13 protein-coding genes are annotated in these 15,300 nt (G+C 59.4%); 9 read left to right on the top strand and 4 right to left on the bottom strand.

Going from position 1 to position 15,300, the window contains the following annotated elements; all coding sequences use genetic code 11:
• Positions 1-387 precede the first annotated feature (387 nt).
• Entirely contained in the window at positions 388-1,812 is a 1,425-nt protein-coding gene (locus AC1DRN_RS01155) for an aspartate ammonia-lyase (RefSeq protein ID WP_223460509.1), read from the bottom strand.
• Positions 1,813-1,992: 180 nt separating this feature from the next.
• Between AC1DRN_RS01155 and AC1DRN_RS01150 the strand changes: the two genes are divergently transcribed.
• Positions 1,993-2,904: a LysR substrate-binding domain-containing protein gene (locus AC1DRN_RS01150; RefSeq protein WP_223460507.1), complete on the top strand. Its 912-nt coding sequence runs from the start codon at positions 1,993-1,995 to the stop codon at positions 2,902-2,904.
• A gap of 36 nt (positions 2,905-2,940) precedes the next feature.
• On the opposite strand, the gene AC1DRN_RS01145 is transcribed toward AC1DRN_RS01150, so the two are convergent.
• Positions 2,941-3,531 (bottom strand): zinc metalloprotease, encoded by a 591-nt coding sequence (locus AC1DRN_RS01145; protein ID WP_223460505.1) that lies wholly within the window; start codon positions 3,529-3,531, stop codon positions 2,941-2,943.
• 385 nt (positions 3,532-3,916) lie between these two features.
• Here AC1DRN_RS01145 and purE point away from each other — a divergent pair, with 385 nt between their 5' ends.
• The 4 genes from purE to AC1DRN_RS01125 all read left to right on the top strand — a co-directional run bounded on the left by purE (position 3,917) and on the right by AC1DRN_RS01125 (position 6,639).
• Positions 3,917-4,408 carry a 5-(carboxyamino)imidazole ribonucleotide mutase gene (purE, locus tag AC1DRN_RS01140; protein ID WP_046038893.1) on the top strand — a complete coding sequence of 164 codons (492 nt, stop codon included), beginning with the start codon at positions 3,917-3,919 and terminating at the stop codon, positions 4,406-4,408.
• 11 nt (positions 4,409-4,419) lie between these two features.
• Entirely contained in the window at positions 4,420-5,502 is a 1,083-nt protein-coding gene (locus AC1DRN_RS01135) for a 5-(carboxyamino)imidazole ribonucleotide synthase (protein WP_223460503.1), read from the top strand.
• A 267-nt stretch (positions 5,503-5,769) separates the two neighbouring features.
• Positions 5,770-6,015, top strand: coding sequence for a GlsB/YeaQ/YmgE family stress response membrane protein (locus AC1DRN_RS01130; RefSeq protein ID WP_008018299.1), 246 nt, complete (start codon positions 5,770-5,772; stop codon positions 6,013-6,015).
• 87 nt (positions 6,016-6,102) lie between these two features.
• Positions 6,103-6,639, top strand: coding sequence for a DUF3299 domain-containing protein (locus tag AC1DRN_RS01125; RefSeq protein WP_223460501.1), 537 nt, complete (start codon positions 6,103-6,105; stop codon positions 6,637-6,639).
• A 138-nt stretch (positions 6,640-6,777) separates the two neighbouring features.
• Here the strand turns inward: AC1DRN_RS01125 and AC1DRN_RS01120 are convergent, their stop codons facing one another.
• The gene (locus tag AC1DRN_RS01120) at positions 6,778-7,677 is read right to left on the bottom strand and encodes a D-hexose-6-phosphate mutarotase (protein WP_457265673.1); all 900 of its coding nucleotides are present in this window, start codon (positions 7,675-7,677) and stop codon (positions 6,778-6,780) included.
• A gap of 69 nt (positions 7,678-7,746) precedes the next feature.
• A complete protein-coding gene (locus tag AC1DRN_RS01115) occupies positions 7,747-8,151 on the bottom strand; it encodes an acyl-CoA thioesterase (RefSeq protein ID WP_007942704.1) in 405 nt (134 codons plus the stop codon).
• 364 nt (positions 8,152-8,515) lie between these two features.
• Here AC1DRN_RS01115 and AC1DRN_RS01110 point away from each other — a divergent pair, with 364 nt between their 5' ends.
• The 4 genes from AC1DRN_RS01110 (at position 8,516) to pstA (ending at position 15,116) form a co-directional block, all read left to right on the top strand.
• A complete protein-coding gene (locus tag AC1DRN_RS01110; RefSeq protein WP_457265672.1) occupies positions 8,516-9,814 on the top strand; it encodes an MFS transporter in 1,299 nt (432 codons plus the stop codon).
• Positions 9,815-9,982: 168 nt separating this feature from the next.
• A complete protein-coding gene (locus tag AC1DRN_RS01105; protein ID WP_007992839.1) occupies positions 9,983-10,984 on the top strand; it encodes a phosphate ABC transporter substrate-binding protein PstS in 1,002 nt (333 codons plus the stop codon).
• A 163-nt stretch (positions 10,985-11,147) separates the two neighbouring features.
• A complete protein-coding gene (locus AC1DRN_RS01100) occupies positions 11,148-13,430 on the top strand; it encodes an ABC transporter permease subunit (protein ID WP_477786604.1) in 2,283 nt (760 codons plus the stop codon).
• Positions 13,431-13,445: 15 nt separating this feature from the next.
• Positions 13,446-15,116 (top strand): phosphate ABC transporter permease PstA, encoded by a 1,671-nt coding sequence (gene pstA / locus AC1DRN_RS01095; protein WP_223460495.1) that lies wholly within the window; start codon positions 13,446-13,448, stop codon positions 15,114-15,116.
• Positions 15,117-15,300 lie beyond the last annotated feature (184 nt).

Here is a 15,300-nt window from a genome sequence, read left to right as displayed (position 1 = left end):
GATGCTGGCCGGATAGACATATCGAGTTACACCCGCTGGCACACGGCACAACAGGCGGGTCAACGTTCGTCCCGGTTTCATATCGCGGGTTTGTTATTAGTTCGGGTTTCGCATGGGTTGAGGCCTCGCTACCGACGACCGCTCACACGAAGAGGGGCGGCACTATACCGATGCTTTCCTGTGGGAGCGAGCTTGCTCGCGATTGCGATAGTTCCTTCAACATTTGTGTCGACTGACCGGACGCCATCGCGAGCAAGCTCGCTCCCACAGGTTTTGCTTTTGCTGCGGTTAAAAAAAAGGGCCTGGAGATTGATCTCCAGGCCCTCAAAAGGTGAGAGGTGTCTAGTCCCTCGACCTGGTGAGCGGTGCTAAAAATAACGCGTCGGGTTATGCCTTCAGAGGCACCAGACGCGGAGCAATCATGTTTTCCGGGCGCAGGATATCGGCGAGCATGGCTTCGTCGAGCAGACCTTCTTCGCGCACCAGTTCCAGCACGCCGCGGCCGCTTTCAAGGGCGAGGCCGGCGATGCGGGTGGCATTTTTGTAGCCGATGTAAGGGTTCAGCGCGGTGACCAGACCGATCGAGTGCTCGACCAGTTCACGGCAGCGTGCTTCGTTGGCGGTGATGCCGACGATGCAGTGCTCGCGCAGCATGTCCATGGCGCGTTGCAGCAGGCGGATCGAGTCGAAGATCTTGAAGGCGATCAGCGGCTCCATCACGTTCAGTTGCAGCTGGCCGCCTTCAGCCGCGATGGTCAGGGCCAAGTCGTTACCGATGATCTGGAACGCCACCTGGTTGACCGCTTCCGGAATAACCGGGTTGACCTTGCCTGGCATGATCGAACTGCCTGGCTGACGTGCCGGCAGGTTGATCTCGTTGATGCCGGTACGTGGGCCGCTGGACAGCAGGCGCAGGTCGTTGCAAATCTTCGACAGCTTGACCGCGGTACGCTTGAGCATGCCGGAGAACAGCACGAAGGCGCCCATGTCGGAGGTAGCTTCGATCAGGTCGGCGGCCGGAACCAGCGGTTGACCGCTGATCACTGCCAGGCGCTGAACGGCCAGGAGCTGGTAACGCGGGTCGGCGTTGATGCCGGTGCCGATCGCGGTGCCACCCAGGTTCACTTCAGTCAGCAGTTCCGGGGCCAGCGTCTTCAGACGGGCCAGGTCTTCACCCATGGTGGTGGCGAAAGCGCGGAATTCCTGACCCAGGGTCATCGGCACGGCGTCTTGCAGTTGGGTACGACCCATCTTCAGGACGTGGTTGAATTCTTCACCCTTGGCCGCGAACGCCTGAATCAGGCTGTCGAGACTGGCGAGCAGGGCATCGTGACCCAGCAAAAGACCCAGACGGATCGCCGTCGGGTACGCGTCGTTGGTCGACTGCGCCATGTTCACGTCGTCGTTCGGGTGCAGGTACTGGTATTCGCCTTTCTGGTGACCCATGGCCTCCAGCGCGATGTTGGCGATGACTTCGTTGGCATTCATGTTGGTCGAAGTGCCAGCGCCGCCTTGAATCATGTCCACCACGAATTCTTCGTGGAAGTCGCCGCGGATCAGACGTGCACAGGCTTCGCTGATGGCAGCGTGCTTGGCTTCGCTCAGGTGACCCAGCTCACGGTTGGCGTCAGCAGCGGCCTGTTTGACCATGGCCAGGCCGACAACCAGTTTCGGGTAGTGCGAAATCGGAACGCCCGAGAGGCGGAAGTTATTCACCGCTCGCAGGGTCTGAATACCGTAATACGCTTGAGCGGGTACTTCGAGAGCGCCAAGCAGGTCATTTTCTGTGCGGAATGATGCAGCGGAGGACATGATAGAAATCATCTCAATATGGACCCGGTCTGTGCCGGAACGCTGTGAATGCTAGGCCTGTACAAAATTTTGGGCCAATGCTGTTAAACACTAGGCTATGCATATTCGGCATAATGCCCGTGTGACGCCGGCTTGACGGCGAACGTGTGACCTAAATTGGTGCGTGTCCGGGAGGACGTGATGAATCTGGAAAGCAAATGGCTGGAGGACTTCAGTGCCCTGGCCGCCACCCGCAGTTTCTCCCAGGCCGCCGAGCGGCGTTTCGTGACGCAGCCGGCGTTCAGCCGGCGAATCCGCAGCCTGGAGGCGGCGCTGGGGCTGACCCTGGTCAACCGTTCGCGCACGCCGGTGGAGCTGACGGCGGCAGGGCAATTGTTTCTGGTCACCGCGCGAACCGTGGTCGAACAGCTCGGCGAAGTGCTGCGCCATCTGCATCACCTGGAAGGCGGGCAGGGCGAAGTGATGCAGGTCGCTGCCGCGCACTCTCTGGCACTTGGTTTCTTTCCGCGCTGGATCGCGCAGTTGCGCAACGAAGGCCTGAACATCGCCACGCGGCTGGTGGCGACCAACGTGGGCGATGCGGTGCATGCGTTACGCGAAGGCGGTTGCGATCTGATGCTGGCGTTCTACGATCCGGACGCCGCGATGCAGATGGACCCGGAAATCTTCCCCTCGCTGCACCTTGGCCACACCGAGATGCTGCCGGTGTGTGCCGCCGACGCCGACGGCAAACCCCTGTTCGACCTGGAAGGCGAAGGCAGTGTGCCGTTGCTGGCGTACAGCGCCGGTGCGTTTCTCGGCAGGTCGGTGAACATGCTGTTGCGTCAACGGGCGCTGCGTTTCACCACGATCTACGAAACCGCCATGGCTGACAGCCTGAAAAGCATGGCCCTGGAAGGCCTGGGCATCGCCTGGGTGCCGCAACTGAGCGTGCGCGCCGAACTGGCGCGCGGTGAGTTGGTGGTCTGCGGCGGGCCGCAGTGGCATGTGCCGTTGGAGATTCGCCTTTACCGCTGTGCGCTTGTGCGCAAGGCCAATGTGCGGTTGTTGTGGCGCAAGTTGGAAGGTGGTGCAGCGAGCCCGGCTTCGTGAGAATGATTATGGCGACTTTCGCAAGGTAGCTTGAACTTATGGAAAGCGATTGAGATATTCGCGAATATTTTCCCTGTTCTTGTCGCTGAAGCGGTAAACGTTTCCACGTACATGAGAAAACTCATCGGCGAGCATGATTGTGTCGTGCCACCAGCCGTCATAGATCACTTCACTGTCTTCGTGGGTCGCGCCAAGCATATGACCTATTTCATGTGCGGGAATACGATAAGAGGTGATCGATGCAATTGCGCAATGACCTTTGAAAAAGGCATATCCGCCTATGCCCCCCAAGAGTCCGCCCAACTTTTCGTGGATATTCTCTCGGGTCAACAAGAGGATTTTGGTTAAATTCACGTCATGACGATCGCTTGCCAAAATTCCTGCATACCAATTTTTAATCAAGTCTTTCCAGCCATTCAGTGCAGCTACAGCATCCTCATTTTTGTAGTCGTATACTGACATTTCAGGGATGTCGCTCTGACGATGCATATCGATCTGGACGGTGCGTCCCGAGATATATTCAAGTTCGGTTTTAAGCCAGGCAAAATAGTCTGAATATAAACTGTTTTTTTGATGATGTTGAAGGTCGTTGTGGAGGATGATGATGAGGCTGATAGGTTTTTTCATGTTTTTTAACTTCCTGTTCAGTTAGGGGTTTCCTGAGATTTGATAGTTGACGGTGATCGGCACTTCCGGCAAGTTTAAGTTTATTTAAAATTGTTTTAAGTGTACTGAGGTGGTCGCTTCTGCTGCGACTTTTATTAAAGTAAGAAAATGAATAGTTCACGTCATACCTCGGTTTAGCCGGCTGACTCGATAGTCAAGAAATGGGCATTTTCAGACCGCATGACAGATGGTCGCACCGGGGGCTGTTTATCTGCCTCATTACGGTATACTGCGCGGCCTTCGGCCGGTTACGACTGGCCATAATTCGTACAATCAAGCCACGCATTCTGCGTGGCTTGTTGTTTTTTGATGCGCCTGCGGGCGCCCAGAGAGAAGAGGCACGACGATGAGTGCACTGGTTGGCGTGATCATGGGCTCCAAGTCCGATTGGTCCACCCTTAGCCACACCGCCGATATGCTGGAAAAGCTCGGCATCCCCTACGAGGTGAAAGTGGTTTCTGCCCACCGCACCCCGGACCTGCTGTTCCAGTACGCTGAAGAAGCCGAGGCGCGGGGCATCGAGGTGATCATCGCCGGTGCCGGTGGCGCGGCCCACTTGCCAGGCATGTGTGCGGCCAAGACCCATTTGCCGGTGCTGGGCGTACCCGTGCAGTCCGCTATGCTTTCGGGCGTTGATTCGCTGCTCTCCATTGTGCAGATGCCAGCAGGCATTCCGGTTGCCACTCTGGCCATCGGCAAGGCGGGCGCGATCAACGCAGCGCTGTTGTCGGCGAGTATCCTGGGCGCCAAGCACCCGCAGTTCCACGCGGTGCTGAAAACCTTCCGTGCTGAGCAGACAGACAGCGTCCTGGACAATCCAGACCCACGCATCGCCTGAGGTTGTTGACGATGAAGATCGGTGTAATCGGTGGCGGCCAGTTGGGTCGCATGTTGGCACTGGCGGGCACTCCGCTGGGCATGAACTTCGCTTTCCTGGACCCGGCGCCGGATGCTTGCGCAGCCGCGTTGGGCGAACACCTGCGAGCCGATTACGGCGATCAGGATCACCTGCGTCAGCTGGCCGATGAAGTCGATCTGGTGACCTTCGAGTTCGAAAGCGTTCCGGCCGAGACCGTGGCTTTCCTCTCGCAATTCGTCCCGGTCTACCCGAGCGCCGAAGCCCTGCGCATCGCCCGCGATCGCTGGTTCGAGAAGAGCATGTTCAAGGATCTGGGGATTCCTACCCCGGCGTTCGCCGACATCCAGTCCCAGGCCGACCTGGACGCCGCCGTGGCTTCCATCGGTCTGCCGGCGGTGCTGAAAACCCGTACTTTGGGTTACGACGGCAAGGGCCAGAAAGTCCTGCGCACGCCAGAAGATGTGGTGGGTACCTTTGCCGAACTGGGCAGCGTTGCCTGCCTGCTGGAAGGCTTCGTGCCGTTCACCGGTGAAGTCTCGCTGATCGCCGTGCGTGCCCGCGACGGTGAAACCCGCTTCTATCCGCTGGTACACAACACCCACGAAAGCGGCATCCTCAAGCTGTCCGTGGCCAGCACCGATCACCCGTTGCAAGCCCTGGCCGAAGACTACTCCAGCCGTGTGCTCAATCAGCTGGATTACGTCGGCGTGATGGCGTTCGAGTTCTTCGAAGTCGACGGTGGCCTCAAGGCCAACGAAATCGCCCCGCGCGTGCACAACTCCGGGCACTGGACTACCGAGGGCGCTGAGTGCAGCCAGTTCGAAAACCACCTGCGGGCCGTCGCCGGTCTGCCGTTGGGTTCGACGGCCAAGGTCGGCGAAAGCGCGATGCTCAACTTCATCGGCAAAGTGCCGGACACCGAGAAGGTCGTGGCCATCGCCGATTGCCATCTGCATCACTATGGCAAGGCCTTCAAAGTCGGCCGTAAGGTCGGTCACGCCAACCTGCGTTGTGCGGATCGCGAAACGCTGACCGCGCAGATCCTCAAGGTCGAAGCGCTGATCGCCGAATAGTTTCATGTGGCAGCGGCGGAACCATTCAGGGGCCGCCGTTCTCTCATGGCAGGATGCCAAAGTCTGACTAGGCTTTGGCTAGGTGTCCTGTCTCACCAATACTGTTCCTTTTTGACGGGGTCTGTTGCCGTCATGCTGCGTTGCCGCTCCTCGCCATAGCCAGCTATGACTCGTCGCGGCGCCTTGCCTGACAACAACAGTCACTCGCCAAAAGAGGAACATTATTGGTGAGACCGGACACAGCCACTTCATTCAGAGGGAAATGCCATGGGAATTATCGGAACCATCTTTATCGGCTTGATTGTCGGCCTGCTGGCACGGTTCCTGAAACCGGGCGATGACAGCATGGGCTGGATCATGACCATCCTGCTCGGTATCGGCGGTTCGCTGGCGGCCACTTACGGCGGTCAGGCCCTGGGCATCTATCAGGCTGGCCAAGGCGCAGGTTTCATCGGTGCGTTGGTTGGCGCGGTCATCCTGCTGGTGATTTACGGCCTGGTCAAAAAGAACTGAGCCAATCGACAAAGTCCTCTCGGCGGCACAAGCCGGGAGGGCTAGAATGCTCGGCGTTTCCTGTTCTTCCCTTTGCCGAGCACCTTCATGCGCCGTCTTTTGTTGACTCTTGTTTTACTGGGTTCGGGCCTTGCCCATGCCGGCGAACTGCCGGAAACCGACTGGCTTGAATTGATGCCAAAGTCGGACCAGAAGGCCCTCGAGGCCATGCCTGAAATCGACCACAACTCCCCTGAAGCCAATGGCACTTTCACCGACAAGGGCGGAATGAAGCAGGCCAAAGGCTTGCCGGCGGTGATGTACTCGACCAAAACCGTAGCGTCGATGAACGACAAGAACATCCGCATCGGTGGTTATCCGGTGCCGCTGGAGTCCGACGCCAAGGGCCGCAGTACATTGTTCTTCCTGGTGCCGTACCCGGGCGCGTGCATCCATGTGCCGCCGCCGCCGCCCAACCAACTGGTGCTGGTGCGTTATCCAAAGGGCTTGAAGCTGAACGATATCTACACGCCGCTGTGGGTCACCGGCACGCTGAAAGTCGAGAAGGTCAGCAATGACCTGGCCGATGCGGCGTATGCGCTGGATGCGCAGACGGTCAGGGTAGTGAAAGAGTCGGATCTGTAACGCGCCGCCAGAAGGCCTGGCACAAGAAACTGTGGGAGCGAGCTTGCTCGCGATGAGGCGATAACATTCAACATTTATGTTGCCTGTTACACCGCCATCGCGAGCAAGCTCGCTCCCACATTTGTTTTGTGGTGTTGCTTAGAGCGGCTTGCTACCGACGCTCACGCCCAGCGTATGGCTCGCCCCTGGTGCCAGGTTCACCACATCGCTCATCACGTTCGCCGTCTCGATGCACAGCATGCGCTGCCAACCGTCGTCGGCCATGTCGCTGAACGCGGCGGCGCGGTCGATCCACGGGTTCCAGATCACCGCCGTACGCGAGCCGGTGCTGGTCAGTACGATGCGTCGCTCCCAGGCCGGATCGACGATGTTCAGCTGTGGCGGGACGTCGAGATAGATGCGGTCAGTTTCGCCGGAAAAGCGCAGATCACCGGATTGTTGCTTGGTTTTCCAGTCTTCCAGCGTTTCGATGTAGCTCAAGTCATTCAAGCCTTCGACATGCACGTCGCGCACATCACTGACGGCAAAGTAACTGTGCAGCGCCTGGCTGATGCTGACGGTTTCGGCGCCCCGGTTGTGGCTGGTCAGCTGGATGTGCAATTGCTCGTCGAGGTGAATATTCAGCGTCAAATCCACCTGGTGCGGCCAGCCGGGAAAGCCGCCTTCGGGGTAGGGCAGAAGGAATTCGACCTTCAGGCTTTCGCCTTCGGCTTTGATGCCGCCCAGCTCCCAATCCATCGCTCGCACTAAGCCGTGAGCCGACGGCGCTTCATTGCTGACGCGCATCGCCTGCACGCTTTGCGGGTTGCGCGCAAAGTTGCCGAACCACGGCCAGCACACCGGCACGCCGGCACGGATGCTTTTGCCTGTCTTGAACACGGCTTCGTCGTTGAGCCAGATCAGCGGCGGCTGGCCGGCCAATTGATAGCTGAGGATGTGCGCGCCTTGCTGGGCCACCAGTAATTCGGCTTGACCGTGGCGGATGCGCCAGCAGTTCAGTTCATCCAGTTTTACAGCTTCAACATTGGGCGTGCTCATGGGACAGCTCTCGATCAGTAACGTGGACGACTATCGACCGCAAAACGGCTACCAGGTTTAGAAGCTCTTTCAGCGAGCCCGAGGCGGAACCGAACGGGTGCGACCGCTGCCGTCGATGGCAACGAATACAAACACCGCTTCGGTAACTTTACGCCACTCGCTGGACAGTGGATCGTCGCTCCAGACCTCGACCATCATCTTGATCGAGCTGCGGCCGATTTCCAGGGCCTGGGTATAAAAGGAGAGCTGCGCGCCCACCGCCACCGGAACCAGAAAGGCCATGCGGTCGATCGCGACGGTGGCAACGCGTCCGCCAGCGACTTTGCTGGCCATAGCGGTGCCCGCCAAATCCATCTGCGCCACCAGCCAGCCGCCGAAAATATCGCCGAAGCCGTTGGTTTCGCGAGGAAGCGCGGTGATTTGCAGGGCCAGGTCGCCTTGCGGGATCGGATCTTCTTGTTCGAGCTCTATCATTCCGGGGGTGCCTCTGACCCGTGACTCTTCGTTGGTATTGCTGGTGGTAGCCGTCTTCGGGAAAAACGATTCAGCACCGAACATACTACGTTCGTCACGTTTTCCATAAGGCGCCTAAAGGGAAACTCTGCGAAATCGCCTATGAACCCTGACAGGCGTTTTCGCACAGCAACCCCTCAAAAACCGGAGCAGGCTTTGAGTATATCGGTCGGTAGACTCCGCGACGACCGTCCGGTTCTCATTTTGACCGTCAAAAACGCACCTCTATGTGCTTTTTCGAACAATTTGCTATCGTGCCGGACCTGCTCAAACCTCAGCCAGCGTTGTTGAGGTTGCAGATCCGACTATAAGAGAAKCCCTTGCCATGACCACAGCGCCCTCGAGCATCGCGCAGCCAGACCAACCCGCACGTCCGCTGACCCGCAACGACTACAAGACTCTATCGTTGTCTGCTTTGGGCGGCGCGCTGGAGTTCTACGATTTCATCATCTTCGTGTTCTTCGCCACGGTGGTGGGCAAGCTGTTCTTCCCGGCGGACATGCCCGAGTGGCTACGTCTGATGCAGACCTTCGGCATCTTCGCCGCCGGCTACCTGGCACGGCCACTGGGTGGCATCGTGATGGCGCACTTCGGCGACCTGCTGGGCCGAAAGAAAATGTTCACCCTGAGCATTTTCATGATGGCGGTGCCGACCTTGATCATGGGTCTGCTGCCGACTTATGCACAGATCGGCATGTGGGCACCGATCCTGCTGCTGCTGATGCGGGTGATCCAGGGCGCGGCCATTGGCGGTGAAGTGCCGGGGGCGTGGGTCTTTGTTTCCGAACACGTTCCGCAGCGGCATGTCGGCTACGCCTGCGGCACCCTGACCAGCGGCCTGACGGCGGGTATCCTGCTCGGCTCGCTGGTCGCCACGGCGATCAACAGCATCTACACCGCGGTGGAAGTAGCGGATTACGCCTGGCGCATTCCGTTCCTGCTGGGTGGCGTGTTTGGTTTGTTCTCTGTGTACCTGCGTCGCTGGTTGCACGAAACCCCGGTGTTCGCCGAGCTGCAACTGCGTAAGGCCCTGGCCGAAGAGGTGCCGCTGCGGGCGGTGCTGCGTGACCATCGTGGTGCGATTGCCATTTCGATGTTGCTGACCTGGCTGCTGTCGGCCGCCATCGTGGTGCTGATCCTGATGACCCCGACCGTGTTGCAGATGGTCTATCACGTCTCGCCAACCACGTCCCTGCAGGCGAACAGCGTGGCGATCGTATTCCTGAGCTTTGGCTGCATCATTGCCGGCGCACTGGCCGATCGCTTCGGTGCGGGACGAGTCTTCGTGATCGGCTGTACAGCGTTGCTGGCCAGTTCCTGGACCTTCTACCACAGCCTGGCAGACCATCCCGACTGGCTGTTCCCGATGTACGCCCTGACCGGTCTGCTGGTCGGCACCATCGGCGCGGTGCCGTACGTGATGGTCAAGGCGTTCCCGCCCGTGGTGCGTTTCAGCGGCCTGTCGTTCTCGTACAACGTCGCCTATGCGATTTTCGGTGGTCTGACGCCGATGATCGTCAGCCTGTTGCTCAAGGAGAGTGCGATGGGGCCTGCTTATTATGTGGCGGTGCTGTGTGGGGTGGGGATTCTGGTAGGTGCATATCTCTGGAAGAAGGGCCGCTGACAGCGAACGATCACAGCACTCCTCACATCTATAGTTACAACTGAAAGGGCAGCCTTCCGAGCGGAGTGCTGGCCTTTCATCCAATTGTCATATTTCAGCCATAGAGTGTTCACACGGCCTGCTGATACTTGGCCCCGAATAACACACCCTATCTGCTAGGAGTAAGGCATGAAACTGAAGCGTTTGATGGCGGCAATGACTTTTGTCGCTGCTGGCGTTGCGACTGCCAACGCGGTTGCCGCTGTTGACCCTGCTATCCCGAGCTACACCAAGACCACTGGTGTGTCGGGCAACCTGTCCAGCGTTGGTTCCGACACTCTGGCCAACCTCATGACCCTCTGGGCCGAGAACTACAAAAAAGAATACCCGAACGTAAACATCCAGATTCAGGCCGCTGGCTCCGCCACTGCACCACCTGCGCTGACTGAAGGCACCTCCAACCTGGGCCCGATGAGCCGCAAGATGAAGGACACCGAACTGGCTGCCTTCGAGCAGAAGTACGGCTACAAGCCAACCGCTATCCCGGTTGCCGTGGACGCCCTGGCTGTATTCGTACACAAGGACAACCCGATCCAGCACCTGACCATGGAGCAGGTCGACGCGATCTTCTCGTCGACTCGTCTGTGCGGCGCTAAAACCGAAGTCAAAACCTGGGGCGACCTGGGCGTGACCGGCGACCTGGCCAACAAGCCGGTTCAACTGTTCGGTCGTAACTCGGTATCCGGCACTTATGGCTACTTCAAGGAAGAAGCCCTGTGCAAAGGTGACTACAAGCCAAACGTGAACGAGCAACCAGGTTCGGCTTCGGTCGTGCAGTCGATCAGCTCCTCGCTGAACGGCATCGGTTATTCGGGCATCGGTTACAAGACCGCTAGCGTGAAAACCGTTGCTCTGTCCAAGAAGGGCAGCACCGAGTTCATCGAAGACACCGAAGAAAACGCCCTGAACGGCAAGTACCCGCTGTCCCGCTTCCTGTACGTATACGTGAACAAAGCCCCGAACAAGCCTCTGGCCCCGCTGGAAGCCGAGTTCGTGAAACTGGTTCTGTCGAAACAGGGCCAGGAAGTTGTTGTGAAAGACGGTTACATCCCACTGCCGGCCAAAGTAGCTGCCAAAGCTCTGGCTGACCTGGGTCTGGCGGAAGGCGGCGCTGAAGTCGCAAAAAAGTAACAAATTGAGTCTAGAGTGAATCGCTCTGGACTCACATGGGGGCGGCAGGAGCCGCCCCCATACACCTCGAATTCTCTATCCACTGCTGGTTACCGCTAGCGGCGGATTTGTCGCGTCACTGCATTGTCATCTTTCTGTCATACAGGATCGCTAGGGTGTGCGCATGAATGATCTGGCCAATTCCAACATGACTACTAATCCCCCCAAGCGAATTGACTTCAATACGCCTGAGCTACAACGCAAGCGCCGCATTCGCGCGCTCAAAGATCGCCTGACCCGCTGGTACGTCCTCGTTGGCGGCCTAGCTGTACTGGGCGCGATCACCTTGATCTTCTTCTTCCTTGCCTACGTCGTCGCGCCCCTGTTCCAGGGTGCCAGCCTGACCGCCAAGGACGCCATCACGCCGGCCTGGATGCAAGACGCCGGCAAGCCGCTGATGATCTCCCTGGAAGAGCAGAACCAGGTTGCGATGCGGGTTTCCGACAAGGGCCAGGCATTGTTCTTCGACATCGACAGTGGCGCTGAATTGAAGCGCGTCGATCTGTCGATCCCGGCCGGCACCACCGTGACATCCATCGGAGAAGATCAGCCAGGTCACCCGCTGGTGGCCGTGGGTCTGTCCAACGGTCAGGCTCTGGTGTTCCGTCACACCTATAAAGTCAGCTACCCGGAAGGCAAGAAAACCATCACCCCGGCCGTCGAGTATCCGTACGGCGAAGCGCCAATCGCGGTCAACGAAGCCGGCGGTGCGCTGGAGCACGTCAGCCTCAACGCCAACGATTCGACCCTGATGCTGGTTGGCGCCACCGGTTCGCAACTCAATGTTCTGTCGCTGACCAGCGAAGAGAACATGATGACCGGCGAAGTCACCAACGAGCAGAAGCGCATCGACTTGCCGCAGATGAACGAGCCGGTGAAGAACATCTTCGTCGACCCGCGTCAGCAGTGGCTGTACGTGATCAACGGGCGTGCCCAGGCCGACGTGTTCAGCCTGCGCGACAAGAGCCTCAACGGTCGCTACAAGCTGCTTGAAGACGGTGAAGCTCAAGTCACTGCCAGCACCCAGCTTGTGGGCGGTATCTCGCTGATCATCGGTGACTCCAAAGGTGGCCTGGCCCAGTGGTTCATGGCTCGCGACCCCGATGGCGAGCAACGCCTGAAGCAGATCCGCACCTTCCAGATGGGCACCACGCCTATCGTTGAAATCACTGCTGAAGAACGCCGCAAGGGCTTCGTTGCCCTTGACGCTTCCGGCAAGCTTGGCGTGTTCCACAGCACCGCCCACCGCACCTTGCTGGTGGAGCCAGTCGCTGAAGGCCAAGGCGTTTTCGGTCTGTCGCCTCGCGCCAACCGCGTGATCGTGGAAGCCGGCGGCAAGTTGCACCCGCTGCTGCTCGACAACCCGCACCCGGAAGTATCGTGGAGCGCACTGTGGAGCAAGGTCTGGTACGAGAACTACGACGAACCTAAGTACGTCTGGCAATCGACCGCCGCCAACACCGATTTCGAACCCAAGCTGAGCCTGTCGCCGCTGACCTTCGGTACCCTGAAAGCCGCGTTCTACGCCATGCTGCTGGCCGCTCCACTGGCCGTTGCCGCTGCGATCTACACCGCGTACTTCATGGCCCCGGGCATGCGCCGCAAGGTCAAGCCGGTGATCGAGTTGATGGAAGCGATGCCGACGGTGATCCTCGGATTCTTCGCTGGTCTGTTCCTCGCGCCGTATGTGGAAGGGCACTTACCGGGCATCTTCAGTCTGCTGATGTTGCTGCCGATCGGCATTCTGGTCGCCGGTTTCACCTTCAGTCGCCTGCCTGAGTCGATCCGCCTGAAAGTCCCGGATGGCTGGGAAAGTGCGCTGCTGATTCCAGTGATCCTGTTCGTGGGCTGGCTGTCGCTGTACATGAGCCCGTTCATGGAGAACTGGTTCTTCGGTGGCGACATGCGCATGTGGATCTCCCACGACCTGGGCATCACCTACGACCAGCGCAACGCCCTGGTGGTCGRCCTGGCCATGGGCTTCGCGGTCATCCCGAACATCTACTCCATCGCCGAAGACGCCGTGTTCAGCGTGCCTCGCGGCCTGACCCTGGGGTCCCTGGCCCTCGGTGCCACGCCGTGGCAGACCATGACCCGCGTGGTGATCCTCACCGCCAGCCCGGGCATCTTCTCGGCGCTGATGATCGGCATGGGCCGGGCGGTCGGTGAAACCATGATCGTGTTGATGGCAACCGGTAACACCCCGGTCATGGAAATGAACCTGTTCGAAGGCCTGCGCACCCTGGCAGCCAACGTTGCAGTGGAAATGCCCGAATCGGAAGTCGGCGGCAGCCACTACCGCGTGCTGTTCCTCTCGGCGCTGGTGCTGCTGTTGTTCACCTTCGTCATGAACACCCTCGCAGAACTGATTCGTCAGCGTCTGCGCAAGAAATACTCGTCGCTTTAAGAAAGGTAGAAGTCTGTGAAACAGAACTCCCTGAAAGGATGGTTCAAGAGCGGCGCCCCCGGCGTCTGGATCAGCGGTGGCGCGGTGTCCATCGCGGTCATCATGACCATTGGCCTGCTGGCAGTGATTGCCGTGCGTGGCCTGGGTCATTTCTGGCCGGCGGATCTGATCCACGCCAGCTACGACGTACCGGGCCAGGGCCAGCACCTGGTCATTGGCGAAGTGGTGCAGAAGGAAGAAGTGCCACGTGCCCGTCTGAAGAGCGCCGGCCTGCCGGTGCCTGACGAAGGCCCTGAATTCATGACCCGCGAGCTGATCAAGGTCGGCAACCGTGACCTGAACGGCAACGACTTCACCTGGATCGTCGGCGAGTGGCTGACCAACCAGGCGACACCGCCAGAGCTGATGGCCGTCGAGCGTCGCGAGTGGGGTAACTTCTACGGTTATCTGGTCAACGTCAAACAGGATGGCAAGGTCATCGCCGAAGGCGAAGCGGCATGGCCTGAGTTGCAGGCCCGTGTCGACCGCGTCAACAAGCTGGCTGCACAGCTCAAGAACCTGGAAAAAACCGACATCGGCGCGATCAACGCCGGTCTCGAGCGCATTCGCTTGCACGGCCGCAAGCTTGAGCTGGAAGGCAAACTCGACGCCACCGCACAAGCGGACATGGAATCCGAGCGCGCCGAACTCAATGCTCGCTATCAGGATGTTGAAGCGCGCCTGAGCGACCTGCACGCGCAGTTCAACCGCGACAGCCTGACCGCCCGCGATGCGAACGGTAAGGAAATCGAAATCGGTATCGGTAAAGTGGTTCACGCCTATCAGCCGAACGCCATGAGCACGACCACCAAGATCGGTTTCTACTTCAGCAAGGTCTGGGAATTCCTGAGCGACGACCCGCGTGAAGCCAACACCGAAGGCGGGATCTTTCCGGCCATCTTCGGCACCGTGATGATGACCCTGATCATGGCGATGATCGTGACCCCGTTCGGCGTGCTGGCGGCGGTGTACCTGCGTGAATACGCCAAGCAGAACGCGCTGACCCGGGTGATCCGCATCGCGGTGAACAACCTGGCGGGCGTTCCGGCCATCGTTTACGGCGTGTTCGGCCTGGGCTTCTTCGTCTACGTACTGGGTGGCTCGCTCGACCGTCTGTTTTTCCCGGAAGCACTGCCGGCACCGACCTTCGGTACACCGGGCCTGCTCTGGGCTTCGCTGACCCTGGCGCTGCTGGCGGTGCCGGTGGTGATCGTGGCCACCGAAGAAGGCCTGGCGCGGATTCCTCGCACCGTGCGTGAAGGCTCGTTGGCCCTCGGCGCGACCAAGGCGGAAACCTTGTGGAAGATCGTGCTGCCGATGGCCAGCCCGGCCATGATGACCGGCATGATCCTCGCCGTGGCTCGCGCCGCGGGTGAAGTGGCGCCGCTGATGCTGGTGGGTGTGGTGAAACTGGCGCCGTCGCTGCCGGTGGACGGTAACTACCCGTACCTGCACCTGGACCAGAAGATCATGCACCTGGGCTTCCACATCTATGACGTCGGCTTCCAGAGCCCGAACGTCGAAGCTGCGCGGCCGCTGGTGTACGCCACGGCGCTGCTGCTGGTGCTGGTGATTGCGACGCTGAACCTGTCGGCGGTGTACATCCGTAACCACCTGCGCGAGAAGTACAAGGCTTTGGACAGCTAAGACAAATCCTGTGGGAGCTGGCTTGCCAGCGATGGCATCACCGCGGTGCTACTGGCAGACCGAGTCACCTGCATCGCTGGCAAGCCAGCTCCCACAAGGATCGGCGCAAGCCTCAGATTTTCAGTAACCCATTGGCCAGGCCAGTGGTTAAACGAACCGAATTTGTTAGCACAGGGAGCCTCCC

The sequence above is a fragment of the Pseudomonas sp. P5_B3 genome, from assembly GCF_056400405.1.
The sequence above is the reverse complement of the archived record's forward strand: the minus strand, read 5'-3'. Positions and strand labels throughout refer to the sequence as shown.

Excerpts from the sequence above, each read along its gene's own strand:
- AC1DRN_RS01115 (WP_007942704.1), bottom strand. The coding sequence starts at position 8,151 with ATGATAGAGCTCGAACAAGAAGATCCGATCCCGCAAGGCGACCTGGCC.
- purE (WP_046038893.1), top strand. The coding sequence starts at position 3,917 with ATGAGTGCACTGGTTGGCGTGATCATGGGCTCCAAGTCCGATTGGTCC.
- AC1DRN_RS01105 (WP_007992839.1), top strand. The coding sequence starts at position 9,983 with ATGAAACTGAAGCGTTTGATGGCGGCAATGACTTTTGTCGCTGCTGGC.
- AC1DRN_RS01135 (WP_223460503.1), top strand. The coding sequence starts at position 4,420 with ATGAAGATCGGTGTAATCGGTGGCGGCCAGTTGGGTCGCATGTTGGCA.
- AC1DRN_RS01120 (WP_457265673.1), bottom strand. The coding sequence starts at position 7,677 with ATGAGCACGCCCAATGTTGAAGCTGTAAAACTGGATGAACTGAACTGC.
- AC1DRN_RS01155 (WP_223460509.1), bottom strand. The coding sequence starts at position 1,812 with ATGTCCTCCGCTGCATCATTCCGCACAGAAAATGACCTGCTTGGCGCT.
- AC1DRN_RS01145 (WP_223460505.1), bottom strand. The coding sequence starts at position 3,531 with ATGAAAAAACCTATCAGCCTCATCATCATCCTCCACAACGACCTTCAA.
- AC1DRN_RS01125 (WP_223460501.1), top strand. The coding sequence starts at position 6,103 with ATGCGCCGTCTTTTGTTGACTCTTGTTTTACTGGGTTCGGGCCTTGCC.
- AC1DRN_RS01110 (WP_457265672.1), top strand. The coding sequence starts at position 8,516 with ATGACCACAGCGCCCTCGAGCATCGCGCAGCCAGACCAACCCGCACGT.
- AC1DRN_RS01130 (WP_008018299.1), top strand. The coding sequence starts at position 5,770 with ATGGGAATTATCGGAACCATCTTTATCGGCTTGATTGTCGGCCTGCTG.
- AC1DRN_RS01150 (WP_223460507.1), top strand. The coding sequence starts at position 1,993 with ATGAATCTGGAAAGCAAATGGCTGGAGGACTTCAGTGCCCTGGCCGCC.